The sequence below is a fragment of the Sodalis sp. C49 genome (genome assembly GCF_046352915.1).
Lineage (GTDB): Bacteria > Pseudomonadota > Gammaproteobacteria > Enterobacterales > Enterobacteriaceae > Acerihabitans.
The window spans coordinates 4,982,055-5,008,247 of the sequence record NZ_CP163303.1; the positions used below are offsets into that span (position 1 = coordinate 4,982,055).

The window sequence follows — 26,193 nt, forward strand, 5'->3', positions numbered from 1 at the left end:
TTCGTAAAGTATGAACTATTGGACACCTTGTCAACAATCTGCTATAAATTTTTTATGAGACCGATAATGCACCCCGCGCCTGAAGACATTACCGTAGAGGGGATTTTGCATGCCCTGTCCGATCCCCTGCGCGTTCATATCTTCGCCGAGATCGCCCGGGCCGGGTGCGCCCGGCCCTGTTCGGCGTTTCTTGCGTTCAGCGATCGCGCCGTGCCGAAATCCACCTTGTCCCAGCACTTCAAGATATTACGGGAAGCCGGCCTGATCCGCAGTGAACGCAAAGGGGTGGAAGTGCGCAATACGTCCCGGCTTGACGATCTGCAGGAACGCTTCGGCCCCCTGATCCAGGCCATCCTCACGTCCTACGCCGCGCAGTGCGCCAGAGAGCGCGACAATACGACTTCTGTTTAATAATTTTATTGCAGTATATGAATATATCCCGCCGATAATATAAGTAATATACAATCGTAACTCTTCTCGCCGGCACGTCCGCGCTAGTAAATCCGGGTAATGGATATTTATGTTATCGTTATAGATAAATATTATTAAATACGAAGGAGTTTTATGGTGAATTTTATACCGTCAAGTATCGCGTGCTTATTAAATAAAATTCCGACTGATGACATCACTGGAATGAATGCAAATCATAAGGGCGCTTGCAATAAAAAATTAAATAATATCGTTTTCGCCGCCAATGATAATAGCGTATTCGTCCCTGTGATCACAAATCAACGCCCGATGAATAGACGGGTGGCTTTAGTCTATGGTTTTGCTAATGTCCGTAATCTTGACAGCGGGGACGGCGTGACTCAATTTACCCTTGATCAGCTTAACCAGGCGCTGGGTATCACTACCGAGCAACTGGATTATCGTAAAATCAGGCAACTACGCCTGGGGGTTGCCATTAGCCGCCGCAGGGTGAGGCGTTTTACCGTATTAACGGGTATCGACGGCGCGACCGCCAAAATGTTGCTGATGTCATGGCGTGACTTTTTACGGGATAATTATGATTTTATATCCGTAAAATCTCGGTTGCTTGAGAAAATAGAAAAATGCCGGATCTTAGGGAGGAATTGCGAGTGCGCAAAAAACATATTGCTTAAAAACAGCCCTTCCAGGCCGCGCTTTGATGACGGGTTATGGCGGGATACCAGAGCGCTGGCGAGAAAATTTATACGGCGGGGCGATGTGGCGGGTTTTAAAGCCTTGCGCAGGCGCGGCGATAAAAACAGGCCTCATCTGGCGGGGGCGATAAAAACGATGCTATTAAGACGTATCATCAAGCTGGGGCTGGAGTGGAGCAATTATTATAAGATTATGGTTAATTTCGATGTGAATTTCCGGCACCAAACCGCCATGAAAATTGAAGGCCGTCAGGATGAGCCGTATTGGCCGCTGACGTATTCCGCCTATCGCTATTGCCAGCGGCAATTGCATGATCACGTGAGTATCCGAATCGTGCCCAGCGCTTACGCCGACACCACGCCGATCCTGCGGATGTGAGGGTAGGTCATGGGGAAACCGGGCGATCGCCCGGTTACATATTATATGTGCCGGTTTCCGCGCGCCGGCAACTATAATGGGCGCATGCGTCAACGGCCGAGCTCGGCCTTTGGCATAACCGGTATTATCAGCAAGATAAACATCATTGCCCCGGATGAGAAAAACCATGGAAAAACCGACTTCAGCCGCCACGCCCGACGCCGCGGACGCCGCGCCCGCAAAGATTGATCATCTGCGTTTCCACCGCCGTCACGCCCATTTGTCCGCGCCGTTCGGCAACGGCTGGTTTGCGCGTAAGGCGGAAGGTTTCGCCCGATTCTTCGGCACGCCGATGTTTTTAGGGGCGCAGACGCTGATCGTTATCGCCTGGGTATGCATCAATACCTTTGGTTTCGCCAAATTCGATATCTATCCGTTTATCCTGCTTAATCTGGCGTTCAGTCTGCAGTCGGCCTATGCCGCGCCGCTGATCCTGTTGGCCCAGACGCGCCAGGCGGAGCGGGACAAGGCGCATGCCGACGCGGATGCCCAGCATCGCGAGGCGCTGGCCGTCGCCAATGCCGAACGCCAGGAGCGGGCGGCGCAAACCTCGGCGCAAATCATGGTGCTGCTGCAGCAAAATACCGAGCTGACCACTCTGACCAAAAACCTGAGCGAGCGCATTGAGATGCTGGCCGCGGAATTGCACAAAAAACTGTTGCTGGATGCGCCAACACCCCAGGGGTGACGGATCGCCGCCCGTGGTTAACGACGGCTGCGATCAGTTGGCCGCATTGGCCGGCATCCTGCCCGCCAGAATACCCACCAGTCCGTCGCGCAGCAGCGACGCCATGCGCAGGCGCGTGGCAAGCGTGGCGCTGCCCAGATGCGGCAGGCCGAATACGTTGTCCATCTGCCGGTAGGCGGGATGGATATCGGGCTCGCCGGCGAAAACGTCCAGCCCGGCGGCGGCCACGTGGCCCGCGTTGAGCGCGGCGATCAGCGCGTTATCGTTGATAATGTCGCCGCGCGAAATATTCACCACCACCGCGCCCTTGGGCAGCTGCGCCAGCAAGGGGGCATCCACCACGCCCCGGGTTTCCGGGGCGGGCGGACAGGCTATGCAAAAGTAATCACTGTGCGCGGCGAGGTCGGCGAGGGAATCGTGATACACGGCGTGTTGTTCGGCCGCGGGCGGCAACCGGTGCCGGTTATGGTAATGAATTTCCATATCAAAACCGCGCGCGCGCCGGGCAATGGCCTGGCCGATGCGGCCCATGCCGAAGATCCCCAGGCGCTGGTTCCAGACATCCTTGCCCAACAGCTGGTCCGGCGCCCAGCCCGGCCAATCACCGCCTTTTAACAGACGCAGCCCTTCCAGCGCGCGGCGGCCCGCGCCCAACATCAGCAGCAGGGCGGTGTCGGCGCAGGATTCGCTCAGCACATCCGGCGTAAACAACACCTTGATGCCGCGCGCCTTGGCTGCCGCCAAATCGATATGGTTGGTCCCCACCGAATAGGTGCAGATAGCCTTGATGGAGCGCGGCAATTGTTCGATGGCCTGGCTGTCCAGCGGCATGGCCAGGGAAACCAATAACGCCTGCACGTCGGTCATGGCGGACAGCGACGCCAGGGTGCCTGCCAGCGTGCTTTCCGTGGTATGGCGCAGGGTGAAATGCGCGCTTAATAAGGTATGGGCCTGCGTAAATAGCGGGCAGGCCATAAATAGCACCGGTTTATCAGACATGGTTACCTCGTCGCTTATCTCCGGTCCGGCGGTGCAGGACCCCGCGCGGGCATGCCGCGGACGAGGGTTATTCTAGCGCAGGCGCGGCGGCGGGCCAATCGCCGCCGGGCGCCAGGCCGGCTGGAACCCGCGCCCGGCGCCCGGCAACCCGCTCCGCCGGCGGCGCTGGCCGCCATCAGGCCTGGTATTGCAGGTACACCACATGGGTTTGCAAATACTCTTCCAGCCCGTGGCGTCCGTCGGCGCCGCCGATGCCCGACTTGCGCCATCCCGCGTGGAAGCCCTGCATGGCCTCGAAATTTTCCCGGTTAATATAGGTTTCGCCGAACTTCAGTTTTTTTATCGCCGCCATGGCGGTATTGAGGTTGGTGGTATAAATCGAGGAGGTCAGGCCGAATTCGCAGTCATTGGCCATTTGCACCGCTTCGTCAAGGGTGCGGAAGGTCGTGACCGGCAGCACCGGGCCAAAGGTTTCCTCATGCATGATATCCATCTCATGCTTTACATCCACCAGTAGGGTAGGCTGGAAAAAATAGCCCTTATCGCCCGCCCGCCGCCCGCCGGTGACCACCCTGGCGCCTTGCGCCACGGCGTTATCCACTTTGTCCTGCACGCTTTTCAGCGCGGCCGCGTCAATCAACGGCCCCATATCCAGGTTTTCTTCCCGGGCAGGATCGCCAAAAGTCACCTGGTTAAACGCCGCGGTGAGCCGGGCGATAAAGTCATCCTGAATATCTTCCTGCACATACACGCGTTCGGCGCAGTTGCAGACCTGCCCGGTATTGATGACGCGGGAGGCGACTATCGCCTTGACCGCCAGATCCAGATCGGCATCGTTCATGACGATGGCCGGCGCCTTGCCGCCGAGCTCCAGCGAGACCTTGGTAATGTTTTTCGCCGCCGCCGCCATGGTCTGCTCTCCCGCCGCCACGCTGCCGGTCAGGCTTACCATACCGACTTTTGCGTTGGCCGCCAGCTCCTGGCCCACCACCGAACCCCGGCCGGTCACCAGATTAAACACGCCGCGGGGCAAGCCGGCCTCGTGCACGATGCCGGCAAAGGCAATGGCGTTGTTCGGCGTCAGCTGGCTGGGTTTTACGACGATGGTATTGCCGGTGATAAGCGCGGGCGCCGCTTTGCGCGCCACCAGGAAAAAGGGAAAGTTCCAGGGGAGGATGCCGGTGGTCACGCCGATGGCTTTTTTAAACACAAAAATATTCTCGTTGCGCCGGTCGCTTTGTATGATCTCGCCCTCATAGCGCCGCGCCCATTCGGCCATATAGTCGAGATAATCGGCGGTAAACAAGACCTCGGTCCTGGCCAGGCCCTGGGTCTTGCCCCCTTCGGCCACGATAATATCGGTTAGCTCCTGTTCCCTGGCGCGGATGCCCTGGGCAATTTTATGCAGCCACACGCCCCGTTCCTGAGCCGGCAAGTCTTCCCAATCATGCTGCGCCCGCGCGGCGGCGTCGATGGCGTTGCGCACATCGTCCGCATCGGCGTCCGGTATCTGGGATATGACTTCCTCGGTGGCGGGGTTGAGGACATCAATCCATTTATCGCTGCGGTTGGAAACAAACTCGCCGTCGATATACATCTGTTGCTGTATTATTGCCATCGCTGCAACTCCATTAAGAAATTGTAGGGTTATTGTTGCGCATTGGATAAAAGTTTTACTCCGGCCGTCGTAATAATGCAATGGCCCCGGCGGCGGCATGGGTCCCCGCATCCCTGGCTTTTGCCGCATTTTGCGCGCAGTATCTTTGTCTTATTGCCACGAGGAAAAATAGTCTGGCAACCATTTCAAGAACGCTGTGATTAATATCTCAAAAATACCTTGTCCGGCAGACAGGCAATATTAATGTGTAATTTTGAGCAATATCACAGAAATCCATTGACCGCAGGAGGGGGCGCCAACGCGTTGAGCGTGACGCCCTGCTCATTATCAGAGCGTACGCAGGGCGCTGAGCAGTTCGCTGGTGGTGGAAGGGACAAATTCGGTTATGCTGTAGTTGGCCACTTCCTTAAAGGGGTCCTGCGCCAGGATCGCATCCAGATCGGGACGCGGCAGGGTCCGCGTCAGGATGATGCCGCCGATGCGCGGCACTTTCCTTCCGGAGGCCACAAAATCGCCGGTGGCGAAATAGTTACGCAACCAGGCGAGGTGCGCTTCCAGCAGCGCCTCAACTTTTTCCATGGGCTCTTCATACGTTAAATCAACGATAAACATCTGCGGCTCCTGCGTGATTTATGATGCCGTCAGGATAAACCTTAACAGTGGCAACCTCCACCTGCCGATGAAACCCGACCGGGATTTGTCGCGTGACAGGGACGCACTATTAACGCACTCTTTATGGCAAGAAGATGACGTACCAGGTGAACTTGATGAACAACCTGCATTGGTTGAATAAAACACGGGCCATTATTTTATTTACCCTGATGTTGCTCACTGCTTTTTTAATCATCAGCTGGAGCAGCTATGAGGTGGCCAGGCAATCGCTCAACGACGAAATCGAAGAAAACACGCTACCGCTGACCAGCGACAATGTCTATTCCGAGATCCAGCAAGATCTGTTAAAACCGATATTTATTTCTTCCCTGATGGCCCATGACACCTTTGTCCGCGACTGGGTGCTGGTGGATGGCGAGCAGGATCCGAAGGCGATGATTCGCTATCTGAGCGAGATCGATCGGCGTTTCGACACTATTTTTTCCTTTTTTGTCTCCGACAAAACCCGGCGCTATTATGATCCCAAACGGGTTTTGGAAACCGTCTCCGAGCAGGAGGATAAGGATCGGTGGTATTTCCAGATAAAAGCCACGGCCGGCGACAAGCCGTATTTTATCGACGCGCGCCCCGATCCCGAGGACCATACTCACCTGGATATCTTCGTTAATCATAAGGTTATGGATTACCAGGGCAATTTTATCGGGATTACCGGCATCGGCCTTTCCGTCGAAAAAGTCAAATACCTGATTGAAAAATATGAACGCCGCTATAACCGCACCATTTATTTCGTTGATAAAACCGGGGCGGTCATATTGCACGGCACCACCTTTAAACGGCCGCTGCAAATCCGCTTGCAACCGGGACTGGGCCCGCTCGCGACGTCGATTCTGACCGTGCCGGGCGGCAGCTATCAATATGATTACCAGGGCAGGCAGGTGCTGCTCCATACGCGCCTCATTCCGGAATTCGACTGGTATTTGATGGTGGAGCAAAGCGAGCATCCCCTGGAGCGGGTCCTGTTTATGACGCTGCTTAAGAACCTCGGCATCGGGGCCGGCGTCAGCGTACTGTTTATCCTGTTTTTATGGTTGACCATCGGCGGCTACCAGCGCCGCCTGGAAACCATGGCCACCACCGATAAACTGACCGGCATCATGAACCGTCAGGCGTTTGAGTATCGCTTCCAGCGTTTGCGGGGGGCCAGGGCGGCAGAAAACGCCCCGCTGGCCATGGCGATCATTGATATCGATTATTTTAAGCAAATCAACGATCGTTATGGTCACGGCGCGGGCGATCGGGTCATCCAGCATATCGCCCGCTTAATCCGGACGTCCCTGCGCCGCACGGATTTCGTCTGCCGCTGGGGCGGCGATGAATTTTTGGTGCTGCTTACCGAATGCAATGGCGACGAGGCGCTGCGGCGCATGAATACCCTTTCCCACGATATCGGGCAGTCGGAGGTGGTTACCGACCGGGCGGTGATAAGCGCCACGGTCAGTTGCGGCGTGGCGGAACACCGGCCAATGGAAAACCTGGACGCCCTAATCGATCGCGCCGATATTGCCTTATACCAGGCGAAAAAGGCGGGACGCAATCGCGCTGAAAAACGCGATTAGCATCGGGCAAGACGCCGCGCGCCGCCGGTATTGTTGCCAGCGCGGGCAAATGATTTATAGTGCATGTTCCTATTTATCGACAGCGACCGTGACCGTATGACTTTCTCCCGCACCGCCATTGCGGTAACGCCCGCGCAACGCAAAGCGCTGATTGCCGGCTCAGTGGGCAATTTTATTGAATGGTACGAATTCGGCGTTTATGGTTTTCTCGCCACCCTCATCGCCGCCAATTTTTTTACCCTGCAGGGCGAAAGCGCCGCGGCCAGCCTGGTGCTGACCTACGCCGCCTTCGCCCTGGCTTTTTTCTGCCGCCCGCTGGGAGCGATAATTTTTGGCCGTATCGGCGATCGCCTCGGCCGTAAGCCGACGCTGATTACCGTTATCATCATGATGACGCTGTCCACCGCGCTTATCGGCGTAATGCCGACCTACGCCACCCTGGGCGTGGCCGCGCCGCTGCTGCTGACCCTACTGCGTATGGTGCAGGGGATTTCCGCCGGCGGTGAGTTCGGCGGCGCGGTGGCGCTGATGACCGAGTTTGCTCCGCCGGGCAGGCGCGGCCTGTTCGGCGCCTGGCAATCATTCACTGTGGCCCTGGGATTGCTGGCGAGCGTGGGCATGGTGGCGCTGCTGGGCGCCTGCCTTACTCCCGATCAGCTGCATGTTTGGGGCTGGCGCATTCCGTTCCTGCTGGCGTTGCCGATGGGCGTCGTCGCGCTGGGCCTGCGCCTGCGCCTGGAGGAAACGCCCACCTTTCGCGCCATCCATCACGACGCCGCGCCGGCAGCGCCCTCGGCGCCGGCGCTGGCCGTCGTCAAGGCCATCATGCTCGGCATCGGCCGCATGATGGGCTGGTCCGCCGCGGGCTACACCTTTCTGGTGGTCATGCCCGCGTATTTGCAAACGACGCTGCACGCCAGTTTTTTACAGGCGCTGGTCGCCACCGTGCTTGGCAACGTGGGTTTCGCCCTGACCATTCTGCCGGCGGGTATGCTGAGCGATCGGATTGGGCGCAAGCGGGTGATGGTGGCGGCGATATTGGCCACCATCCTGTTTACGTTTCCGCTGCTGCATCTGCTGCAGGATCCGTCTAGCCCCCTGGCGATGAAGGCGCTTGCGGTGCTGGTCGCCGGCGCGGTGGTGGGGCTGCTGGCCGGTCCCGGGCCGGCGATGCTGGCCGAAATGTTCCCGACCCGGGTGCGTTATACCGGTCTCGGTCTTTCTTATTCGCTTTCCAACGCGGTATTTTCCGGCTGCGCGGGGCTCATCATTACCGGATTGATAAAACAAACGGGTAACATTGATATACCGGCTTATTATGTCGTTATAATTTCAGCAATCAGCCTATTGGCGCTGATAACCCTGCGCGGCGACGATCATTTGCGTTAACGCTTCAGCTAAGGGCCGCGTCCGTCCTTAGCTGAACAGGCTGTGGATCAGCTTGAGAAGCTCACTGATAAACTGTAATGTCGGCAGCATGGCATTATCCTCTGGGCAGCGGTGACAGGGGGTATGCCGGCGCGCCGGTGGCCCCGGTCTATTATTAAACATAACATCATTTCGTTCAATCCGGACGTCCCGGTTCCACGGATAAAATAAAGTTGTGTTAACCCGTGCCCGGTCTAAACTAATAATGCTAGTGCAATAAAAGTGTCTGTTGTTATTTTGCGGTCATCGGCACTTTGTATATTTCTTACCAAATCATCACCTAATGCATTGGAGTTAAAATGACCCTATATCATGAAGGTAAGAGAACGTTTGCCCCCTCCAAAGATAAAGCGCCCGTCAAGGACAAACCTTCTGAAAAAGCGAAGTCGCCGGCAAAAGCCAAAAGTGACGACAAAGATAAAAAAGACGATAAGGCCAAGGGGAAAAGCAGCACCAAAAAATAATGATGCCGCCGGCAGGGCGCACTGTTAGCCTAAGCCCATGGGCTGCTGATGTTAACTATCAGCAGCCCATGAATTTTTTATAATCCAGCTAAAAAGCGCAATGCTATAATTCAGAACACCGGCACTTTCCGTGTTGCCTCGATATTATAATATAAAAGAACAACACCACAGGTTTATGGAAACTCGACTGATGAATTCACAACTCAACGCCGCCGCCGGCGCTCTTGCCGAAACATTACGCCGGGATAGGCTCATATTGACCACCGCGGAATCCTGCACGGCGGGCCTGGTGGCCATGGCGCTGTGCGCCGTGGGCGGCAGCGGTGATTTTTTCACCCGCGGCTTCATCACTTATACGGATCGCGCCAAACATGAAGTATTGCGCGTCGGATGGCACGCCCTGGAAACCTATACCGCCGTGAGCGAACAGGTCGTGAAAGAGATGGCCGCGGGCGCGCTGCAGGTCGCAGGTGAAGATATCGCTCTGTCGGTCAGCGGCTACGCCGGACCCGAGGACGGACCTGACGGCACCCCCGCGGGCACCATCTGGTTTGGATGGGTTACGCCGGATAACAAGGTCCATGCGCAGGTAAAACGGTTCAGCGGCGATTGCGAAGCCGTTATTGAACAGGCGGCTGTTTTCGCATTGGTCAGGATGCGCGAATTACTGCAAAATAAATAGCGTCTTCATGGCAGGGGGCGTAATACCCGGCACGGATTACCGCAGGCCACGACATTGGCGGGAATCGGGCGCGTCACCACGCTGCCCGCGCCGATGGTGGTATTTTCACCAATCGTCACGCCTGGCAGGATAATGCAGCCGCCGGCAATCCAGACATTATCGCTTAGCGTAACCGGTTCGGCCCAGCCGATATGCCGGCCGCGTTCTCCGGGGTCGAGCGGATGATGGGCGGTGTAGAGCTGCACGTCCGGGCCGATAAACACATGGTTGCCGATGTTTACCGGCGCGCAGTCGAGCAGGACAAAATTAAAATTGATAAACACATGGCTCCCGAGCCGGGTGTTCATGCCGTAATCGACCCGCAGGTTTTTCTCGATATGCACATCATCGCCGACCTGGCCGAAGATTTCCGCCAGCAACTGCTGCTGCCGTGCCGTTTCACGATGCCCGAGGGCATTATAGCGATCGACATTATCCCTGACGGCGTGCCGTATTTCGACCAGTTCGGGATCGTTGATAAAATAATGCTCGCCCCGGCGCATTTTCTCCAATTCGCTCATTGTATTGCCGCCTCTTGTTAAGCGTTAACCATGCCGATAAACCCATCCCGCACCGGGTCCGCCAGCGTGGGGTTCCAAATCATGCCCACCTCCCAGCGGGCATAGGCTCCCTGCAGCGGGATCATCGCTATATTCCTGGGAGCGATGTGCGCGGCGCTTTCCGGCACGATGGCGATTCCTACGCCCGCCGCGACCAGCGCCATCAGGGTTTGCATATCCCGGGTCTGCTGGACCACCCGCGGGCTAATCTGGTTAAAGCGCAAATACTGTTCTATCTGCTGATACAGCCCCGGCCCTTTATCCGGCAAAAGCTGGACCCAGGGCTGCGCCAGCAGGAAATGCCGCCACATCCGCATGTCGGGGTCTCTGGCCGGCAAGGCGGATTTATTGGCCGCCAGCACCAGGCTTTCCGACATAAACCGTCGCCCCTGCAGCGGCGGATCCACCGGCAGGCGCATAAAAGCCAGCTGCAGCTGGCCGGATAATAAGCGGGCATGCTGTTGCGCCGAGGACAGGTCCTCCAAACTGACGGTCACGTCCGGATACGCGCGCCGGAAGCGGGCAATCAATTCCGGCACCGTTTTTAAGGCGGAGATGCCAAAACCGATCGCCAGGTTGCCGGTGGTCCCTTTCGCCACCCCAAGGGCATAGTGCCTGAATGTCCCTGCCAGCTCCACCAGTTCGGCGGCTTTCGGCAACAGCAATTCTCCCGGATGCGTCAGCAGGGCGCCCCGTCTTCCCCTGACAAACAGCGTGATGCCCAGCGCATGTTCCAGGGCTTTAATCTGTTTTGACAACGCCGGCTGGGTAATACACAGCTGTTGTGCCGCCTCGCGGTAGTTCCTGGTAGCCGCCAGGATGACAAAGGCGCGCAATAATCGATTATCCATTCCAAACGGTTATCAATGGCGAAATTTAAGTGATTATATTTCAATCATTTTTTGCGCTCTACTGTTTTCGGACCTAATGAATGCTCTTGTGATCCCGCTCACATAGCGTTCTGGTTATCCGGTAGATAAAGGAGAATGGCATGAAACAACAGCATTTTATCTTTTTGCGCAAAGCCGACGTCATCACCCCCCAGTCCCTGGACGATCCGGCGGCGGGCATTATTATCCGCGCGGTACTTTTGCAGGGGTTCAGCATCTCCCCGCTCCAGGTACGCGCGGCGGACAGTCGCGAAGCGCTGGACAAATTCCGCCGGGACGCGGCGGAGGCGGGCGATTTTGTCCCGACGCGGCTGCTGGAGTAAATCCCGCCGGCGGCCGTAAGGGGCCGCCGGTAGGTTCCATTCCCCCGGCTGGACGCAAGATCCGGCAATATCCCCGTCCGGCAAAACCACGTATCCCCGCTGTTGAAAAAAGAAGCATATCGTCGTAACAATGACACCTAGGAATTTTCCTATAGTCTTAATATACTCGCGCGCTGATGAAAACGCGGGCGAATTAATATCCCCAGTTTTTGGCGATCTGTATGAAATAACTGTACCGATAAAAGCGTAACGCGATGGCCCCCGAATGTGGTCAGGACGGGTCATATTTATCAAAAATCCGAACCGGTTTACTATCAATGAATTTGTTAATTATATGTGTGATTCTTGTTTTAACTATGCTGTATAGTTTTCACCGGCATGCGCAATTTATTGCCAGCAGAAGCTTGCCTAAAAAACGGCATAAAAAAGAAATAAGATTATATGGCTATATAAAATTACCGTTACCACCCGTAATACGACATCAGGCTTTCTATGCTGTGGAAAATAGGGTGGCAACCCATGGTCGCCAGGAGTCGATGATGAACAAGGCGGCATAAAATTGATGTAAATCAATGGTTATTTCATGGGTCATTATAATGACGTCATAGCGAACATTCCCTTAAACTCGCGTGGATAAGGATGTCATGGCATGTCCGAAATATAGAATTTCTCAATGAAAAATTGATTGACGCTATTTGTATATTACAGGGCATCATTTTCATTAGCAGTCGCAAGGCTCTTCTTTGCAATGCATGTTATCAGCAGGCACAACAGTGAAAGTAATTATCTTTATCCTGGCGTCATTATTGACGGGTTGCAGCGCGGTAGGTCATTATAATGTCGACAAGACCGCCAGTAACAAAGCGGATTTTCATTTTATCGGTATTCCTGTATTGGCGGGCGCTGTCGGCTCCAGTTTCCCGCTGACGGAAAATTACAGTCTTACCGCCGGGCATGTGGCTAAATTAATGATGGTCCGGGTAAAAGCCTATAATCCCGTCTGCGATGTGGCCATAATCTACCATAATAATAAGGGACGGGCGTTGCCCAGGCTGGAATCAGCGGTTAAAGGCGAACGCGTCAATCTTTATGGCTACAACGCCTATACGACGCTGCCCACATCGTCATCCGGCACGTTACAGGCCTTCGGCTGGTGGGATAAGCCAGGTACCAGTTGCCGGATGGGGCTGACCGACGCCGGGGGCATCCAGGGCATGAGCGGCGGGCCGGTATATGTGGCCGACGGCGCTATCGTCGGCATCTTTACCGCCACGCACCCGAAACGCAGGCAAAGCATCTTTGTCCCGTATCAAAATATCGCGGCTTGGGTGGCCACCGAAATGGACGGCAAGGACTTGGCCAGCGTGAGAAAATCGACGGCAATGCCCGACTTGCCGACGCCGGCGGCCGCGCTCCCCGTGGCCAGAGTCGCTGTCGGCGGGCTACACTGACGGGACGTTCAATCCTCTTTGGCCAACTGTTGCCGATAGGCCTGGGGGCTGATGCCGATATTGCGCTGAAATACCCGCCTGAGCACATCCGCGCTGGTAAAGCCGCATTTGGCCGCAATCTTATCCAGGTTCATGGTGGTCATTTGCAGGTAGCGCTGCGCGGTTTCCAGGCGAATGTTCTCGATATATTTCGCCGGCGTCGTGTTTAGCTCATGTTTAAATATTCTGATCAGGGTGCTCCGGCTCATGGCCAGCTTATCCGCCAGCACATCAACGGTAAGTTCCTGGGCTAAATGCTCATGTATCCAGGGTTGCAGCGTTTTCAGGCTGCGGTGGCTGGAGTATTGCGCCAACAGTGAAAAACTGAGCTGGGCCTGATCGGCGGGCCGGCGCAGGAACATCACCAGCTCCTTGGTCACTTCCCCCGCCAGCCGGTCGCCATGATCGTCGGCGATAAGGTTAAGCGCCAGATCAATGCCGGAAGACATGCCGGCGGAGGAGTATATTTTGCCATCCTTGACCCAAATGGGCTGCTCCTCCAGATGAACTCCGGGATGGTGTTTGGCGAATTCATCCATTACGCGCCAGTGGGTCGTCACGTGTTTTCCCTCCAGCATGCCCGTCTGGGCCAGGGCGAAGATACCGCCGGAGACGGTGCAAATGCGGCGGACCCGGCTTTCCTGGCTGCTGATCCACTCAATGGTATGCGCCGGATACAGGCCGAATGATGCAATAGTGGTGGTGATGATCAACGTATCGATAACAAACGTATCCCATTTTTTATCGGTCAGGGCTGAATGGCCCAGCAGGCTTATTCCCGCTTCAGTTTCGATGGTTTTATCCGGTCCGGCGGAGACCAGTTCCACCTGGTAAGGGGATTTATTTTCCGCCAGCGTATTCGCCAGACGAAACGCTTCCATTGGACCGGCGACATTTAAAAGATCGATCGGTGGAATACCCAAAATCACTATTTTTTTTGTGGGTATGCGATTTGGCATGCTTAATGACCTTGTGCGGATAAACAGGTGTTGCAATAGTAGTGGTTAACATTTGACGCAAATCGTCGGTAAATTGGAAATTTGCTACCATTGGCCTTAATTTTTATAATCATCTACAAGGTGGAAAAGTTGTGAATATTAATAGCCGGATAGTAAGATAATGTAAAGCGCCTTGGCAAGGATTTGAAATGATTAGATACATTTTAATATATAAGTAATATTTATTTCCGCTGTTTAAGCGGTCAGCAAAAAATGGACAGTATGGCAAGAAAAAACACTTAAAACATATATTATTAATTACTTTAGGATATATTCATTTTTACAGCAGTGCCGGAAAGCCCGGCACCAGCAGATCTGAAAATTAAGTATCTTTATGAAATGAAACGTTTTTATTATTAAGATCCACTGAGGTTTATGATGGTTTATCAGATTTTACTGATATATAATTAAACAGCGTTTTCCGCGAAGACGTACTGTGCAAGGCAGGGTTATTATCGTAACTGGGATGACATTCCATTTTTATATTCATTAATCATTCATTACGTAATCCTGCGCAATGGGCCGGATCGGGCAAGCGATGACGGCATTAACGCCTTTTAAAGTATGGCGGAGCATGTCGGGTAAATATCAATCCGGGATGGTGTTTTACCGAATAGTCATCCCGCCGTGGCGGCGCAAGACAATATTGGCTTTGGCGTTACATGAATGTTAAATGCGTAACAATTGTTCTGTGATAATGCATTATTACGGCAAGCGAGAATATGTCCCGGCCGAAACAGTCCTCACTTTCCAGGCGGCAAAGGGTTAACGTCGCCAGGGAAACCCGCTGGCGTATTTACCTAATGGGTTCCATTAAATGGAACTGGAAATATAAATCCGGCAAATAACCGCCGTTCAGTTTTAAAGAAATTCCCGCTCAGGCCTGCGCCGAATTCACGTCGCCCCTTTGCCGTCTTCGCGGACGGTGTTCCCGGGGCGCGGTGCGCGTCCCGGGACGGGCGGGGAGATCGTCGCCGTTACTCGCGCACTTTCACCGCAATAACGGTCATGACGATGGCATAGATGATAAACGCCGCAACGGTTGCCATGATTCACCTCCTTCTTAAGGTTAACTTAAGAAATCTTACCCCCGGCCGCGAGCAAAAATTAAACAAAAAATGTCATGCGGATCTGCTTTTGCGCCGCTGGCATGTGACAAGATTCCAGGTCAAATTTTTTACAGGAGTCATCACTGGTGACTTTAACGGTTAAAAAAACCTTGAATGTGGGAACGGAGACAGATGAAAAGCTCAAATACGAAATGGTCTCCGGCGGTACCAATCAGGGCATCCGCGTCACGGCGTACCGCGAGATTGTCTTAGGTGAGGCCAGGCGATGGCACCAAACGCCGCGCTGATCCTGCATCCCCGCCTGTTGTGAGCGCCGCGCCCCAATGCCGGCTTCCCGGCTGGCCAAGGTGCGGTTTTTGTTTACCGGCGAACCCACAGGCTTGCGGCCGTCGCGATAACTGATTAGCGCCCGCTGAATTGCGGCGGGCGCCTTGCCGCCAGCGCGCGCATGCCTTCGTCGCGATCGTCGCTGGCGGCAATCAGCGCCGACAGCGAACGCTCATAGCCGATGCCCGCCGTCAACGGCATATCAAAACTCGCCAGCACGGCGCGTTTGGCCATTTTAACCGCCAGCGGGGCCGCCGCCGCCACGCTATGGGCAATCTCCATCGCAACGGCAATCAATTGCCCGGGCGCGGCAATGCGGCTTATCAAGCCTGCCGCCAGCGCTTCGGCGGCGCACAGACGGCGCCCTGTCAGGATCATGTCCATCGCCATGGCTTTACCGGCCGCTTTGACCAGCCGCTGCGTGCCCCCCGCGCCGGGAATGATGCCGATATGCGTCTCGGGCAGCCCCAACCGCGCGGTATCGTCGGCAATAACAATATCGCATAACAGCGCCAGTTCCAGCCCACCGCCCAGCGTGTGGCCGGATAACGCCGCAATCAGGGGGGTGTCGATGGCGGCGATGCGATCCCATTTTTCGCTGAAGCCGCTGACATAAAGCGCAACGGCGGATGCGCCGGCCAGTTCGCCGGTATCGGCGCCGGCGGCGAAAGCCCGGGGACCGCCGGAGATAACCACCGCGCGGATATCCGCATCGGCATCAAGCGACGAGAGTTCGGCGTAGAGTTCGTCCAGCATGCCGGCGCTCAGGGCATTCAGTTTTTCCGGCCGGTCCAGCTGGATATGCGCCACGGCCCCGTCGCGGCGACAGGAAATAAAGCTCATGACGACCTCTTCGCGGTCAGCAGGCTAATGATGTCGTTGCGGTGTTCCATGCCGGTTTTGATTTCTTCCTCGCTCCAGACATAAAAGCCCCGGCCGCTTTTTACGCCGAGATGGCCTTGCTCCACCCGATCCAGCACCCACGCGGGCAAATGGGTATCGTTGGCCAGCTCCGGCAACAGGATAGCCGCCACGTTGCGCACGGTATCCAGCCCGGCGAAATCCATTAATTTCATCGGCCCCATGGCGGACCAGCGGGGCGCAAGGGTGCTTTGTACCGCGAAATCCACGTCCTCGACGGTGCCTATGCCCGCCGATACCAAATGCAAAGCCTCGCGCAGCAAGGCGTATTGCAAACGGTTGACGATAAATCCCGGCACGTCTTTGTCGACGGCGATGGTCGTCTTTCCCAGCGCGCGGCACAGCGCCATTGTCTGCTGAAAGGCGGGCTCGCCGGTCAGCGGTCCCCGCACGATCTCAAGCATCGGCATCACGTCCGCCGGGTTAAACCAGTGCAGGCCGATAAACCGCTGCGGCCGCCGCAGAACGGTGGCGATAGCGCCGATCGGCACGCTGGACGTATTGGTGGTCAGCAGGCAGTCATCGCCGACATGCTGCTCAATCTGCCGGAAAACCTCCTGTTTCAGCGCCAGGTTTTCCGCGATGTTTTCCGACACAAACCCCGCACCGTACAGGCAATCCGCTAATACGGTGGTGAAGGTCACCGGCGCGTCCCCCCCGGCGAGGGTCCGGATCACCGGCTCCGCTTTCTCCAGCGAGGCGGCAGTGCGCGAATAGAGCGAAACGGCAAAGCCCCGCGCCGCGAATACCGCCGCGATGCGTGTTCCCATGGTGCCGGCGCCGATTACGGCGATTTTATTTGGCTGCATAGCGTTTTGCTCCGTTGCCGGGTTAAATAACACCGCGTTGCTGGAGTTCATCCAGCTCGCGCTCGCTCAGGTCCAGGATGTCGCCCAGGATGCCGCGGGTATGCTCGCCCAGCCGCGGCGGCATCAGTTCAGGCGGCTGCGCCATGCCGCTCAGCTTGACCGGCTGGGGGAGCAGGCTGATTTCGCCGGCGGTGGGATGAACGACTTTTTGCAGTAGTCCCCGCGCTAAGGCATGCGGGCTTTGCAATACCTCGTCCAGCCCCCAAACCGGCGCGGCGGGAATACCCGCCTGGTCGAGCAGCGTCACCGCCTGCGCCACGTTTTTATCCCGCAGCCACGCCTCGATATAACCGCGCAGCTCGGACTGATGTCGCAGCCGCTGCGGATCGGTGGCGAAGCGCGCGTCCTTATCCAGCCCAGGCTGGTCAATGGCCGCCGCCAGACGGGCGAACAGGCTGTCGTTGGCGACCGCGATGACCACGTGGCCGTCGGCGGCCCGGTAACTGTCCATCGGCGCGCTGATGGGATGCGCATTGCCCAGGCGCCCGGCGGAGGGTTTGCCGCCCAGCAACTGGGTGAGCGAGACCATTTGCAACGAGACCATGGCGTCGAGCATCGCCATGTCCACCTGCTGGCCGCGGCCGGTGATGCCCCGTTGCAGCAGCGCGGCCAGCACGCCCCATGAACAATAAAGCCCGGCGACGACATCGCCGATGGCGTCGCCGACGCGGGTCGGCTCGCCGTCCGGCCAGCCGGTCGCCTGCATAATGCCGCCCATGGCCTGGATCACGTGATCATACGCGGCCTTATGCGCCAGGGGACCCTCCTGGCCGAAACCGGAGATGCTGGCATAGATAAGCCTGGGATTGATTTCACTTACCGCGCCGTAATCAATGCCCAGACGCCGGGTCACCCCGGGGCGGAAGTTTTCCACCAGCACATCGGCCGTTGCGATTAATTGCTCCAGCAGCCGCCGGCCCTCGGGGGTTTTAAGATTCAGGGTCAGGCTTTTTTTGCCGTGGTTGAGCAGCATGAAATAACTGCTTTCGCCGCCGATATGCGGCCCGAAATCACGGGAATCATCGCCTTTGCCCGGCATTTCTATTTTAATCACCTCCGCGCCCAAATCATTTAGCAGGGATGCGCAATAAGGACCCGCCAGTACGCGCGAGAGATCGAGCACCCGGATGCCTTCCAGCGGCCGCGGTGAAACGGGGATCGTCATAGGCGCGCTCCCGTAGCGGCGCCATCGGCCAGCACGGGTTCCAGGGCTTGCGATAACCGGCCGTCGGCGATCAGCCGCCGGATGGCCAACATATCCGGATACATCTCGTCGTCCCGCTGGCGGAACGGCACTTCCCGGCGTATTACCGCCAGCACCGCCCGGGTTCCCCGCGCGGGGCGCAGCGGCCGATGGAAATCAATGGCCTGGGTGGCGCAGAGAAGTTCGATGGCCACGATATCGACGGCGTTTTGCAGGGCATCCAGCGCTTTACGCGCCGCCGTCACACCCATGCTGACATGATCTTCCTGGCCCGCGCAGGTCGACACCGTGTGAACGCTGGCGGGAGAGGCCAGGGCGCGGTTTTCGCCGGCCAGCGCCGCGGCGACATAAGGCGGGATCATCATGCCGGAATACGCCTCGCCTTCCTGGATCAAAAATGCCGGCAGACCGCTGAGGTGGCTGTTGGTCAACCGGTCGGAACGCGCCTGCGACGCCGTGCTGAGCTGCGCAACGGCGATCGCCAGCGCGTCAAGACACAGGGCGGTGGGCGCGCCATGGCCGTTGCCGCCCGGCAGAACCTGCAGCTCGCCGTCCTCCACCAGAAATACCGGATTATCGGTGACGGAATTGATCTCGGTGGTCAATACCTGCCGGCACCAGGCCAGCACGTCGCGTACCGCGCCGTGAATTTGCGGAATGCAGCGCAGGCTCAGCGCATCCTGAACGCGAAAATCACGATAGCGGTCCAGTATTTCACTGTCCTGGAGCAGGCAGCGCAGGATGCGCGCCGTCTCCAGCTGGCCGGGATGCGGACGCAGCGCGTGCAGACGGGCATCGTAACCACGGATATTGCCTTTCAACGCCTCCAGGCTTATTGCGCCGGCCGCGTCGGCGACCGGCAGCAGCGCGGTAAATTCCTCCACCGCCAGGCATCCCAGGGCGGTGATTTCGTATGTGCCGCTGACCAGGGCATGTCCCTCGCGCGGTCCCGGCGTGCGCATCTCGATACCCGCCCGGCGCAGCGCTTCCCCGCCGGGCAGCAGTTCCCCCTGGTACCAGGCTTTGCCGTGGCCGAAAACCGCCAGGCCGATATGCGCGGTGGCTATCAAATACCCCACCGACCCTTTGGCGGGCGCCCAGGGAATAACACCCCGGTTCAGCATCATCGCCATGCTGGTCACAAGAGACGGACTGACGCCGCTATAACCCTGCAACAGCGATTTGATCATTACCGCCATCATGGCGCGCACTTCCCGGGGCGCCAGATCCGCGCCGGTGCCGCAGGCATGGCTTTTCAGCATGTTCAACTGCACGGCGGCGATTTGCGGCGAGGACAGGCGCTGGGTAACCAGATCGCCCACGCCGGTGGTCAGGCCGTAAATCACTTTATCCGCGGCCAGCGCCCGGTTGATTTCCTGGTGCACCGCCGCCATGCCCGCCAGCGCCGGCGGATCGAGCCGTACCTCGGCGCCTGCGGCAATCGCGGCGATATCGCCGGTGGTGGTCGCGGTTTTGCCTAACAGAATGCTATCCACTAAAGCCATATCATGCTCCCGACCGGATGGTTTTCATTCACCGGCATTATTTATCCAGGCCGTGCTGGGTCAGCCATTCCTTTGCCACCGCATCGATACTGTCAAAATTGGCCAGTTTGCCGTTCATGACAATCAGATCATCGGTGGTAAGCTGGGCGGAAATCTTATTCAGCGTGTCACCGACCGGGGCGCTGAGTTTGTCGGCGGCAATCAGGGGCACGATATTTTGCGCCGGGAACAGATGCTTGGGATCCTCCAGGGCCACCAGGTTATTTTTTTTCATCGCCGGGTCGGTCGAGGTCATATCCGCCACCTGGATTTGATTATTGACCAGCGCCGACAAAGTCAGCGGTCCCGCCACATCCAGTACCTTGAAGTTTTTAAAGGTCAGGCCGTAAATGTCTTTTAAACCCTTCACCCCCTCGCGCCGGCTTTTCCATTCCGCCGGTCCGCCCAACACCAGTTTGCCGGCGACGGGCTGCAGGTCGCTGATGGTCTTCAGGTTATATTTTTTGGCGGTTTTGTCGGTAACCGCCAGCACGTCGCTATCCTGCGCCCGGGAGATGGACAGCATCTTGATCTTGGCGGGCAGGGCTTTACCCAGCGCGGCCTCGACATCTTCCACGCTATGGGCCTGGGTTTTCTCGTCCAGATAGCTCAGTGTCGCGCCGCTGTATTCCGGGATTAAATTAATGGAACCGTCCAGCAAGGCGGGCATATACACTTCCCGGCTGCCGATGTTTAATTTCTTTTCCACTTTGATATTTTTCGCGGCCAGCGCGTCGGCATAGATCGTGGCCAGCAACTGGCTTTCCGGAAAATCCGCCGATCCCACGATAATGGTCCCGATATCGCCGGTCGCGGACGTTTTATCATCAGCCGATGCCGGGGCGGTCTGCAATAAAACGGCGGAAAACAACGTTGCTGCGAGCAATTGATTCATTTTCATTTTGACGGGCTCCGGTTAATGATATAGGCGATTGATATAGTGGGTTAATAGAATAAAAGGCTTACGCCGGCGCTCGCGCCGCTGTATGCCGGATGAGACCATGAAACGAATGAACAACGAGAAGATAAAATCCACCGCCAGGGCCAGCGCGCCCACCGTAATGGCGCCGGCGACCATCTGCGGATAATCGTTTTGCGCGCGGCCGTCGATAATCAACCGGCCCAGGCCGCCCAGCGACACATAGGCGGCAATGGTGGCGGTGGAGACAATCTGCAGCGCCGCGCTGCGAATGCCGGACAGGATCAGCGCCAGCGCGCAGGGAATTTCCACGGTCAGCAGCAGGCGCCAGGGTGAATACCCCATGCCGACGGCGGCGTCGATAACGCTGGGATCAATGGCGGTCATGCCGGAATAGATCCCCATCATAATCGGCGGCAGCGCCAGTATAATCAGCACAATCAGACAGGGGACGATAAACGCCAGATCCGATTCGAACACCGGGCCGAAAATAATGACCAGTAAAATAATCAGGCCAAACGTGGGCAAGGCCCGCATGGCGTTGGCGATACCGATAAGCGTGCGTGTGCCTTTGCCGGTATGGCCGACATAACAGCCAATGGGAAAAGCGATAATCAACGCGATAAGCAACGCTTCGGCGCTGTAAATAACATGCTGGGTGATTAATACCAGCAGGCCGTCATCGCCCAGCCAATGGGCGCTGTCCATAAACCACGCTATCATCGTCCGCTCCGTTTAGGTTTCCAGGCCGTAATCTTATTCGCGCCCAGCAGCAGTAAATTATCGAGAACCAGGGCCAGCGCGATACATAAGACGATACCGGCGATAATCGGCGTCAGGAAATGCAGCTGGAACCCCTGGGTAAACAGCGCTCCGAGCTGCGGCATGCCCACCACCGCGGCGATGGACACGATACTGACATTGGATACCAGGACCACCCGCATCCCGGCGGCGATAACGGGAACCGCCAGGGGGAGCTCCACCAGCAAGAACCGCTGCAGCGGCCGGTATCCCAGGGCCACGGCGGCCTGGCGGGTGTCTTCCGGCACGGAATCCAGCCCGTCGCATACCGTGCGCACCAATAATGAAAACGCGTACAGCGTCAGCGCAACCACCACGTTAAGCGTGTCGAGAATTCGGGTGCCAAGGATCCCCGGGAGCAGCACAAACAACGCCAGGGAGGGAATGGTATAGAGCAGTCCCAGCATATTGAGCAGCAGGTTCTTGATATGCGCGCTGCGATAGATAACGATCCCGGCCGGGATGGCCAGGATTAACCCAATCAATACCGGCACCACGGACAAATACAGGTGCCAGCACAGCAGGTTGAAAATGGTGTCTTTTTGCGCCCAGAGCCAGTCAAACCGCATGGCGTTGCTCCACGTCCATCGGTTGACGCGCGGCGCCGAACGCCTGCTCGATATTCACCGAACCGAGTAATTGCCGGTTATCGTCAACGACGATCCCCCGGCCGGAAGGCGAGCTCAGCACCGCGTCCATCAGTTGCCGCAGCGAGCCGCTCAGCGGCGCAAACGTACCGCTCAGGTTAATGTCGCCGGCCAGGATATGGCTTTTTGGCTGGGCGACATCAAACCAGCCCAGGGGCTGGTTGTCAGCGGTCACCAGTATCCACCGGCCCTGCGCCCGCTCACGGGCCTCGGCGACCGGCATCCCCACGGCGGCGCAGGGTTCGCTGGACAAGGCCAGGCCGGAGGGGATGGCGCTAAAGGCCAGCTTACGGTAGCCACGGTCCCGGCCGATAAAATCGGCGACAAACGCATCGCCGGGATGGTTAAGCAGCCTAGACGGCGCGTCGATCTGCGCCAGCCTGCCGCCGGGCCTGAACACCGCCACCCGATCGCCCAGCTTCATGGCTTCATCAATATCGTGCGTGACCATAATAATGGTTTTACCGATATCGCTTTGCAGGCGCAGGAATTCATCCTGCAACTGCTCGCGCACCACCGGATCCACCGCGCTGAAGGGCTCGTCCATCAGCATGAATTCCGGATCCGAGGCCAGCGCCCGGGCAACACCTACCCGCTGCTGCTGCCCGCCGGACAATTGCCAGGGATAACGCTGGCCCATCTCCGGCGACAGGCCCACCCGCGCCAGTAAATCCAGCGCGGTTTTCCGGGCGGCATGCCGCGTCGCGCCGTTAAGGCGCGCGGTAACGGCGACATTATCCTGTACGGTTTTATGCGGGAATAAGCCGGCATTCTGGATGACATAGCCTATCTTGCGCCGCAGCCGCACCACATCCATATCCTGCGTGGATTGCCCATTGAGCGTAATCACGCCCGAACTCGGCTCAATCAGCCGGTTGATCATGCGCAGCGAGGTGGTTTTGCCGCAACCGGAGGGGCCGACCAGAATGGTGATTTTTGCCGTAGGCGCGACAAAAGACAATCTGTCCACGGCAACGGTGCCATCGGGGTAAAATTTGGTGACATTGTCGAATGCGATCATGGCTTATCCATCAAATTTATAATCCGCGCTGTAAAATCAGGCATGTATATTCTTGTATGTACAACCAAGCAATTTAGATGCCAACTCCAGTCGGATGTCCGCCCGCCCGCAGCGGTGGCGGGACGCCCCGTTGCCTGCGCGATGATGAGTTAGGGCGGGAGCCTGGATGTTCCATCATGTAGCGCGGCGCACTGTAATGAGGCACCGCCATCAACAGAGTTTGCCTAATGGGTAAGGGGGTATGGATAAAGAGGGGAGGGGCTTGGCGTGGGCGCGGCTATGCGACCGCCATAAGCGCAAAAAAAAACGCAAATCCATGATCATATCTTGATATGGATTTGCGCCTTGATGAAAAATTTTGTCTTAGTTTTACCGCGCTATTATTCCGCGGTATTGACATGCTGGTTAGAACTTTGCGTTACCGGATAGGTATTGGCATAGCTCTGGTAGTCACCGCCGGCGGCCATGGAAACTGCGGGGGCGAGCATGGCGGAAATAAGGGCTAAAGCTGCGATGGTCTTTTTCATGATTGATATCCTCTCGTTCTGTTTGTACGGGTGAAAGCCTTTCGCTTTCGATGTGATTAATATAATGCTCATTAATTAAATGGTCTAGTGAATAAATTTGTTTTTATTGTTCAAATTATTTGATTTGATATGGGGTTTGTCCGCTATTCGACCTGACAAAAAGCGCAATGGCTTCAATAACGCCCGGAGCCAGGGGAAGGTTCGCATCGGCATAGGCGGCCAGATTGATGCTGGGTTCATCAACTGCGACCCGTTTAAGCACATGATTGGTGTCGGGGATCAGGAGAAGGGTAGAGGCCGGCGCGAACTGATGGAGACGTTTGGCATCCGCAATACCGACCTGGAGATCGCGTTTTCCCTGCAGTATCAGCACCGGCTTGTTAACCGGCTTGATGAGTTGCGCGGGATCTAAGGCAAAGAGGCTGATCAGGAAGGATTGCACCGCCGGCCGGAATAACGCCTCCAGGGCCGGCGGCACTGCTCTGGCATCTATGAGCTGGCCGGACGAAAGCGCGGCGATCGCCTTGGCGGCCGCGTCAAGCAACGGCGCGTTGGCGGGGTTGGCGCGCAACTGGGACATCAGCACTTCGCCGGCCGGCCGGCCGGGGCATGCGACCAATATCAGCCCGGCTATATGTTCCGACGCTCGTGTTAGTGCGCTAAGCGCCACTAAACCGCCTTCACTATGGCCAAGCAACCATACCGCGTTTGTGCCGGTACGCCGGCGCAGGGTGTTAATCCAGTTGTGAATGTCATCGACATAATCAGCGACGGTCACCGCATCCGGGTCCGGTACGGCTGCCGCGCTGGCAAACATGCCGCGCTTATCGATGCGTGCGCTGACTATCCCCTTGGCGGCCAGTCCTTCCGCCAATAATTTATAGGGCGCGGCTTTTATTCCCAGTACGCTATTGCCGTCGCGATCCGTTGGGCCGGACCCCGGGATGATAAGGACCACTGGCGAACACTTATCTGGCACTCCACTAAGGGTTCCCTTAAGCGGCCCCATTGGACCTAACGCGTCAATAGTGCTCATCGGAGTTAACCCGCGCCGATAAAGTTAACATAACCGGGGACAACCCCGGCAAATCAGCTGAATTTAATAAATACAAATACACTGAGATCTCGCAGGCAACGTTTACTGACACTGAATCTTATAGCCCAACGGCCATGTTGTCTCTTATTTTGCGGGCATACGGGTCACGTTGCGCCGGATGGCGTGGCCCAGGCGGCGCTGATGGCAAAGCATGCCGGCAAGGCTACTCAAAGCGGGCAAAAAAAATCGCAAAACCACGACTTTTACGCCATGGCTTTGCGATTTAATCAATTTTTTTGTCTTTTATTTCATGACACCCTTATTCGGCGGTATTGACGTGATGATTACTGCTTTGCGTCACCGGATAGGTGTTGGTGTAGCTTTGGTAATCACCGCCTGCCGCCATGGAAACTGCTGGAGCAAGAACGGCTGCGATAAGGGCGAGGGCTGCGATGGTCTTTTTCATGATTGATATCCTGTGTGGTATGAGTGAAAGCGTTTTGCTTTCGATGGAATAAATATAACGCTCATTAACATAATGGGATATCGAATAAATTCGCTGGTGTTGTTCAAATTAACTGATTTATGGAGCGGGTGATATACGCCACGGATAACCTCAAGCGGTTAGCCGCGGTGGCGTCATAACGGCAATGCGGCGAGACGGATGTCCTGGCGAAAAAAAAACCTGTCCGGCGCTCTTAGCCTGGGCGCGTATGCCACTCATAATATGCCGATTTCAACAGCCCGTTTCACGCCTCTCAGCCAGCGTGATAAACAGGGGGGCATTAATTAGTACGCATATTGTGGCGTTATCGCTGGCATTTCTGATTCGGGTATAATCTTACGTCTTTTTATGGCCCGCGACGGCGGCTGGCATAAGCTGCAGACAAACCCATAAACCGGATGATGGGCATAAGTGACAAAATGGCCCTGACAATGGCTACAGGGCGTTAATTGCAGCATGCCGCTATTGACAAAGCGTACCAGGGTCCAGGCGCGGGTCATGGTCAGCAGCGGTAACTCGTCCACCTGCGGCGGGCACTGCTCCAGATAGAGGTGATAAGCCTGGATAATTATCGCTATATCGCTGGATTCGCCGTTTTTCTTTAATGCCCGGAAGATATTATAAAACATAGAGGAGTGGATATTCTGCTCCCATATCATATACCAGTCGGTAGAGAACGGCAGCATCCCTTTCGGCGGAGGGCTACCGCGCAATTCCTTATAGAGTTTGATTAATTTGGGGCGGCTGATCTGTGTTTCACATTCCAGCATCTGGAGACGGGCCCCCAGGGTGATCAGTTCCATGGCCATTTGGATATCTTTTGCTTCCTGAATGATGCTTTTATAGGTCATGG

Annotated in this window: 28 protein-coding genes; 10 read left to right on the forward strand and 18 right to left on the reverse strand. The window is 56.5% G+C overall.

Going from position 1 to position 26,193, the window contains the following annotated elements; translation table 11 throughout:
• Window positions 1–66 precede the first annotated feature (66 nt).
• The 3 genes from ABUK12_RS22500 to ABUK12_RS22510 all read left to right on the forward strand — a co-directional run bounded on the left by ABUK12_RS22500 (window position 67) and on the right by ABUK12_RS22510 (window position 2,230).
• Complete coding sequence (locus ABUK12_RS22500) at window positions 67–411, forward strand: ArsR/SmtB family transcription factor (RefSeq protein WP_410013910.1); 345 nt, start codon at window positions 67–69, stop codon at window positions 409–411.
• Between the two features lie 339 nt (window positions 412–750).
• Window positions 751–1,503 carry a hypothetical protein gene (locus ABUK12_RS22505; RefSeq protein WP_410013911.1) on the forward strand — a complete coding sequence of 251 codons (753 nt, stop codon included), beginning with the start codon at window positions 751–753 and terminating at the stop codon, window positions 1,501–1,503.
• A gap of 166 nt (window positions 1,504–1,669) precedes the next feature.
• Entirely contained in the window at window positions 1,670–2,230 is a 561-nt protein-coding gene (locus tag ABUK12_RS22510) for a DUF1003 domain-containing protein (protein ID WP_410013912.1), read from the forward strand.
• 33 nt (window positions 2,231–2,263) lie between these two features.
• Here the strand turns inward: ABUK12_RS22510 and ABUK12_RS22515 are convergent, their stop codons facing one another.
• From ABUK12_RS22515 to ABUK12_RS22525, 3 genes are all read right to left on the reverse strand, one after another.
• Window positions 2,264–3,229 carry a 2-hydroxyacid dehydrogenase gene (locus tag ABUK12_RS22515; protein ID WP_410013913.1) on the reverse strand — a complete coding sequence of 322 codons (966 nt, stop codon included), beginning with the start codon at window positions 3,227–3,229 and terminating at the stop codon, window positions 2,264–2,266.
• Between the two features lie 175 nt (window positions 3,230–3,404).
• A complete protein-coding gene (gene aldA / locus ABUK12_RS22520; protein WP_410013914.1) occupies window positions 3,405–4,847 on the reverse strand; it encodes an aldehyde dehydrogenase in 1,443 nt (480 codons plus the stop codon).
• A 327-nt stretch (window positions 4,848–5,174) separates the two neighbouring features.
• Complete coding sequence (locus ABUK12_RS22525; protein ID WP_410013915.1) at window positions 5,175–5,459, reverse strand: YciI family protein; 285 nt, start codon at window positions 5,457–5,459, stop codon at window positions 5,175–5,177.
• Between the two features lie 155 nt (window positions 5,460–5,614).
• On the opposite strand from ABUK12_RS22525, the gene ABUK12_RS22530 reads away from it, so the two are divergent.
• The 4 genes from ABUK12_RS22530 (at window position 5,615) to ABUK12_RS22545 (ending at window position 9,649) form a co-directional block, all read left to right on the forward strand.
• Complete coding sequence (locus tag ABUK12_RS22530) at window positions 5,615–7,075, forward strand: diguanylate cyclase (protein WP_410013916.1); 1,461 nt, start codon at window positions 5,615–5,617, stop codon at window positions 7,073–7,075.
• Window positions 7,076–7,171: 96 nt separating this feature from the next.
• Entirely contained in the window at window positions 7,172–8,464 is a 1,293-nt protein-coding gene (locus ABUK12_RS22535) for an MFS transporter (protein WP_410016744.1), read from the forward strand.
• 338 nt (window positions 8,465–8,802) lie between these two features.
• Complete coding sequence (locus tag ABUK12_RS22540) at window positions 8,803–8,967, forward strand: hypothetical protein (RefSeq protein WP_410013917.1); 165 nt, start codon at window positions 8,803–8,805, stop codon at window positions 8,965–8,967.
• Between the two features lie 190 nt (window positions 8,968–9,157).
• Complete coding sequence (locus ABUK12_RS22545) at window positions 9,158–9,649, forward strand: CinA family protein (protein WP_410013918.1); 492 nt, start codon at window positions 9,158–9,160, stop codon at window positions 9,647–9,649.
• A 5-nt stretch (window positions 9,650–9,654) separates the two neighbouring features.
• On the opposite strand, the gene ABUK12_RS22550 is transcribed toward ABUK12_RS22545, so the two are convergent.
• Window positions 9,655–10,209: a sugar O-acetyltransferase gene (locus ABUK12_RS22550; protein WP_410013919.1), complete on the reverse strand. Its 555-nt coding sequence runs from the start codon at window positions 10,207–10,209 to the stop codon at window positions 9,655–9,657.
• Window positions 10,210–10,226: 17 nt separating this feature from the next.
• Window positions 10,227–11,099, reverse strand: coding sequence for a LysR family transcriptional regulator (locus tag ABUK12_RS22555; protein ID WP_410013920.1), 873 nt, complete (start codon window positions 11,097–11,099; stop codon window positions 10,227–10,229).
• Window positions 11,100–11,239: 140 nt separating this feature from the next.
• Between ABUK12_RS22555 and ABUK12_RS22560 the strand changes: the two genes are divergently transcribed.
• Both ABUK12_RS22560 and ABUK12_RS22565 read left to right on the forward strand, forming a co-directional pair.
• Complete coding sequence (locus tag ABUK12_RS22560; RefSeq protein WP_410013921.1) at window positions 11,240–11,461, forward strand: hypothetical protein; 222 nt, start codon at window positions 11,240–11,242, stop codon at window positions 11,459–11,461.
• Between the two features lie 773 nt (window positions 11,462–12,234).
• Window positions 12,235–12,912 carry a trypsin-like peptidase domain-containing protein gene (locus tag ABUK12_RS22565; protein WP_410013922.1) on the forward strand — a complete coding sequence of 226 codons (678 nt, stop codon included), beginning with the start codon at window positions 12,235–12,237 and terminating at the stop codon, window positions 12,910–12,912.
• An 8-nt stretch (window positions 12,913–12,920) separates the two neighbouring features.
• Here the strand turns inward: ABUK12_RS22565 and ABUK12_RS22570 are convergent, their stop codons facing one another.
• Window positions 12,921–13,910 carry a GlxA family transcriptional regulator gene (locus ABUK12_RS22570; protein WP_410013923.1) on the reverse strand — a complete coding sequence of 330 codons (990 nt, stop codon included), beginning with the start codon at window positions 13,908–13,910 and terminating at the stop codon, window positions 12,921–12,923.
• 1,234 nt (window positions 13,911–15,144) lie between these two features.
• On the opposite strand from ABUK12_RS22570, the gene ABUK12_RS22575 reads away from it, so the two are divergent.
• Window positions 15,145–15,306 (forward strand): hypothetical protein, encoded by a 162-nt coding sequence (locus ABUK12_RS22575; protein ID WP_410013924.1) that lies wholly within the window; start codon window positions 15,145–15,147, stop codon window positions 15,304–15,306.
• A 115-nt stretch (window positions 15,307–15,421) separates the two neighbouring features.
• Here the strand turns inward: ABUK12_RS22575 and ABUK12_RS22580 are convergent, their stop codons facing one another.
• From ABUK12_RS22580 to flhC, 12 genes are all read right to left on the reverse strand, one after another.
• On the reverse strand, window positions 15,422–16,189 hold the full coding sequence (locus ABUK12_RS22580; protein ID WP_410013925.1) for an enoyl-CoA hydratase-related protein: 768 nt from the start codon (window positions 16,187–16,189) through the stop codon (window positions 15,422–15,424).
• A complete protein-coding gene (locus ABUK12_RS22585) occupies window positions 16,186–17,076 on the reverse strand; it encodes a 3-hydroxyacyl-CoA dehydrogenase family protein (RefSeq protein ID WP_410013926.1) in 891 nt (296 codons plus the stop codon). Before ABUK12_RS22585 ends, ABUK12_RS22580 begins: the two co-directional genes overlap by 4 nt.
• 22 nt (window positions 17,077–17,098) lie before the next feature.
• Entirely contained in the window at window positions 17,099–18,301 is a 1,203-nt protein-coding gene (locus tag ABUK12_RS22590; RefSeq protein ID WP_410013927.1) for a CaiB/BaiF CoA transferase family protein, read from the reverse strand.
• On the reverse strand, window positions 18,298–19,845 hold the full coding sequence (gene hutH, locus ABUK12_RS22595; protein WP_410013928.1) for a histidine ammonia-lyase: 1,548 nt from the start codon (window positions 19,843–19,845) through the stop codon (window positions 18,298–18,300). Before hutH ends, ABUK12_RS22590 begins: the two co-directional genes overlap by 4 nt.
• A gap of 37 nt (window positions 19,846–19,882) precedes the next feature.
• On the reverse strand, window positions 19,883–20,785 hold the full coding sequence (locus ABUK12_RS22600) for an ABC transporter substrate-binding protein (RefSeq protein WP_410013929.1): 903 nt from the start codon (window positions 20,783–20,785) through the stop codon (window positions 19,883–19,885).
• 15 nt (window positions 20,786–20,800) lie between these two features.
• On the reverse strand, window positions 20,801–21,526 hold the full coding sequence (locus tag ABUK12_RS22605; RefSeq protein WP_410013930.1) for an ABC transporter permease: 726 nt from the start codon (window positions 21,524–21,526) through the stop codon (window positions 20,801–20,803).
• The gene (locus tag ABUK12_RS22610; protein ID WP_410013931.1) at window positions 21,523–22,173 is read right to left on the reverse strand and encodes an ABC transporter permease; all 651 of its coding nucleotides are present in this window, start codon (window positions 22,171–22,173) and stop codon (window positions 21,523–21,525) included. Before ABUK12_RS22610 ends, ABUK12_RS22605 begins: the two co-directional genes overlap by 4 nt.
• The gene (locus ABUK12_RS22615) at window positions 22,163–23,272 is read right to left on the reverse strand and encodes an ABC transporter ATP-binding protein (protein WP_410013932.1); all 1,110 of its coding nucleotides are present in this window, start codon (window positions 23,270–23,272) and stop codon (window positions 22,163–22,165) included. The genes ABUK12_RS22610 and ABUK12_RS22615 overlap by 11 nt, the downstream gene beginning before the upstream one ends.
• A 380-nt stretch (window positions 23,273–23,652) precedes the next feature.
• Window positions 23,653–23,799 (reverse strand): hypothetical protein, encoded by a 147-nt coding sequence (locus ABUK12_RS22620; protein WP_410013933.1) that lies wholly within the window; start codon window positions 23,797–23,799, stop codon window positions 23,653–23,655.
• A gap of 115 nt (window positions 23,800–23,914) precedes the next feature.
• On the reverse strand, window positions 23,915–24,835 hold the full coding sequence (locus ABUK12_RS22625) for an alpha/beta hydrolase (protein WP_410013934.1): 921 nt from the start codon (window positions 24,833–24,835) through the stop codon (window positions 23,915–23,917).
• Between the two features lie 319 nt (window positions 24,836–25,154).
• Entirely contained in the window at window positions 25,155–25,301 is a 147-nt protein-coding gene (locus ABUK12_RS22630) for a hypothetical protein (RefSeq protein ID WP_410013935.1), read from the reverse strand.
• Between the two features lie 323 nt (window positions 25,302–25,624).
• The gene (gene flhC / locus ABUK12_RS22635) at window positions 25,625–26,191 is read right to left on the reverse strand and encodes a flagellar transcriptional regulator FlhC (protein WP_410013936.1); all 567 of its coding nucleotides are present in this window, start codon (window positions 26,189–26,191) and stop codon (window positions 25,625–25,627) included.
• Between the last annotated feature and the right edge of the window lie 2 nt (window positions 26,192–26,193).

Bases quoted from the DNA above. Each gene is read 5' to 3' on its own strand.
- ABUK12_RS22555 (WP_410013920.1), bottom strand. From the start codon at position 11,099: ATGGATAATCGATTATTGCGCGCCTTTGTCATCCTGGCGGCTACCAGG.
- ABUK12_RS22580 (WP_410013925.1), bottom strand. From the start codon at position 16,189: ATGAGCTTTATTTCCTGTCGCCGCGACGGGGCCGTGGCGCATATCCAG.
- ABUK12_RS22605 (WP_410013930.1), bottom strand. From the start codon at position 21,526: ATGATAGCGTGGTTTATGGACAGCGCCCATTGGCTGGGCGATGACGGC.
- ABUK12_RS22590 (WP_410013927.1), bottom strand. From the start codon at position 18,301: ATGACGATCCCCGTTTCACCGCGGCCGCTGGAAGGCATCCGGGTGCTC.
- ABUK12_RS22560 (WP_410013921.1), top strand. From the start codon at position 11,240: ATGAAACAACAGCATTTTATCTTTTTGCGCAAAGCCGACGTCATCACC.
- aldA (WP_410013914.1), bottom strand. From the start codon at position 4,847: ATGGCAATAATACAGCAACAGATGTATATCGACGGCGAGTTTGTTTCC.
- ABUK12_RS22620 (WP_410013933.1), bottom strand. From the start codon at position 23,799: ATGAAAAAGACCATCGCAGCTTTAGCCCTTATTTCCGCCATGCTCGCC.
- ABUK12_RS22625 (WP_410013934.1), bottom strand. From the start codon at position 24,835: ATGAGCACTATTGACGCGTTAGGTCCAATGGGGCCGCTTAAGGGAACC.
- ABUK12_RS22500 (WP_410013910.1), top strand. From the start codon at position 67: ATGCACCCCGCGCCTGAAGACATTACCGTAGAGGGGATTTTGCATGCC.
- ABUK12_RS22510 (WP_410013912.1), top strand. From the start codon at position 1,670: ATGGAAAAACCGACTTCAGCCGCCACGCCCGACGCCGCGGACGCCGCG.
- ABUK12_RS22610 (WP_410013931.1), bottom strand. From the start codon at position 22,173: ATGCGGTTTGACTGGCTCTGGGCGCAAAAAGACACCATTTTCAACCTG.
- ABUK12_RS22570 (WP_410013923.1), bottom strand. From the start codon at position 13,910: ATGCCAAATCGCATACCCACAAAAAAAATAGTGATTTTGGGTATTCCA.
- hutH (WP_410013928.1), bottom strand. From the start codon at position 19,845: ATGGCTTTAGTGGATAGCATTCTGTTAGGCAAAACCGCGACCACCACC.
- ABUK12_RS22550 (WP_410013919.1), bottom strand. From the start codon at position 10,209: ATGAGCGAATTGGAGAAAATGCGCCGGGGCGAGCATTATTTTATCAAC.
- ABUK12_RS22525 (WP_410013915.1), bottom strand. From the start codon at position 5,459: ATGTTTATCGTTGATTTAACGTATGAAGAGCCCATGGAAAAAGTTGAG.
- ABUK12_RS22530 (WP_410013916.1), top strand. From the start codon at position 5,615: ATGAACAACCTGCATTGGTTGAATAAAACACGGGCCATTATTTTATTT.
- ABUK12_RS22630 (WP_410013935.1), bottom strand. From the start codon at position 25,301: ATGAAAAAGACCATCGCAGCCCTCGCCCTTATCGCAGCCGTTCTTGCT.
- ABUK12_RS22615 (WP_410013932.1), bottom strand. From the start codon at position 23,272: ATGATCGCATTCGACAATGTCACCAAATTTTACCCCGATGGCACCGTT.
- ABUK12_RS22515 (WP_410013913.1), bottom strand. From the start codon at position 3,229: ATGTCTGATAAACCGGTGCTATTTATGGCCTGCCCGCTATTTACGCAG.
- ABUK12_RS22545 (WP_410013918.1), top strand. From the start codon at position 9,158: ATGAATTCACAACTCAACGCCGCCGCCGGCGCTCTTGCCGAAACATTA.
- ABUK12_RS22585 (WP_410013926.1), bottom strand. From the start codon at position 17,076: ATGCAGCCAAATAAAATCGCCGTAATCGGCGCCGGCACCATGGGAACA.
- ABUK12_RS22535 (WP_410016744.1), top strand. From the start codon at position 7,172: ATGACTTTCTCCCGCACCGCCATTGCGGTAACGCCCGCGCAACGCAAA.
- flhC (WP_410013936.1), bottom strand. From the start codon at position 26,191: ATGACCTATAAAAGCATCATTCAGGAAGCAAAAGATATCCAAATGGCC.
- ABUK12_RS22600 (WP_410013929.1), bottom strand. From the start codon at position 20,785: ATGAAAATGAATCAATTGCTCGCAGCAACGTTGTTTTCCGCCGTTTTA.
- ABUK12_RS22540 (WP_410013917.1), top strand. From the start codon at position 8,803: ATGACCCTATATCATGAAGGTAAGAGAACGTTTGCCCCCTCCAAAGAT.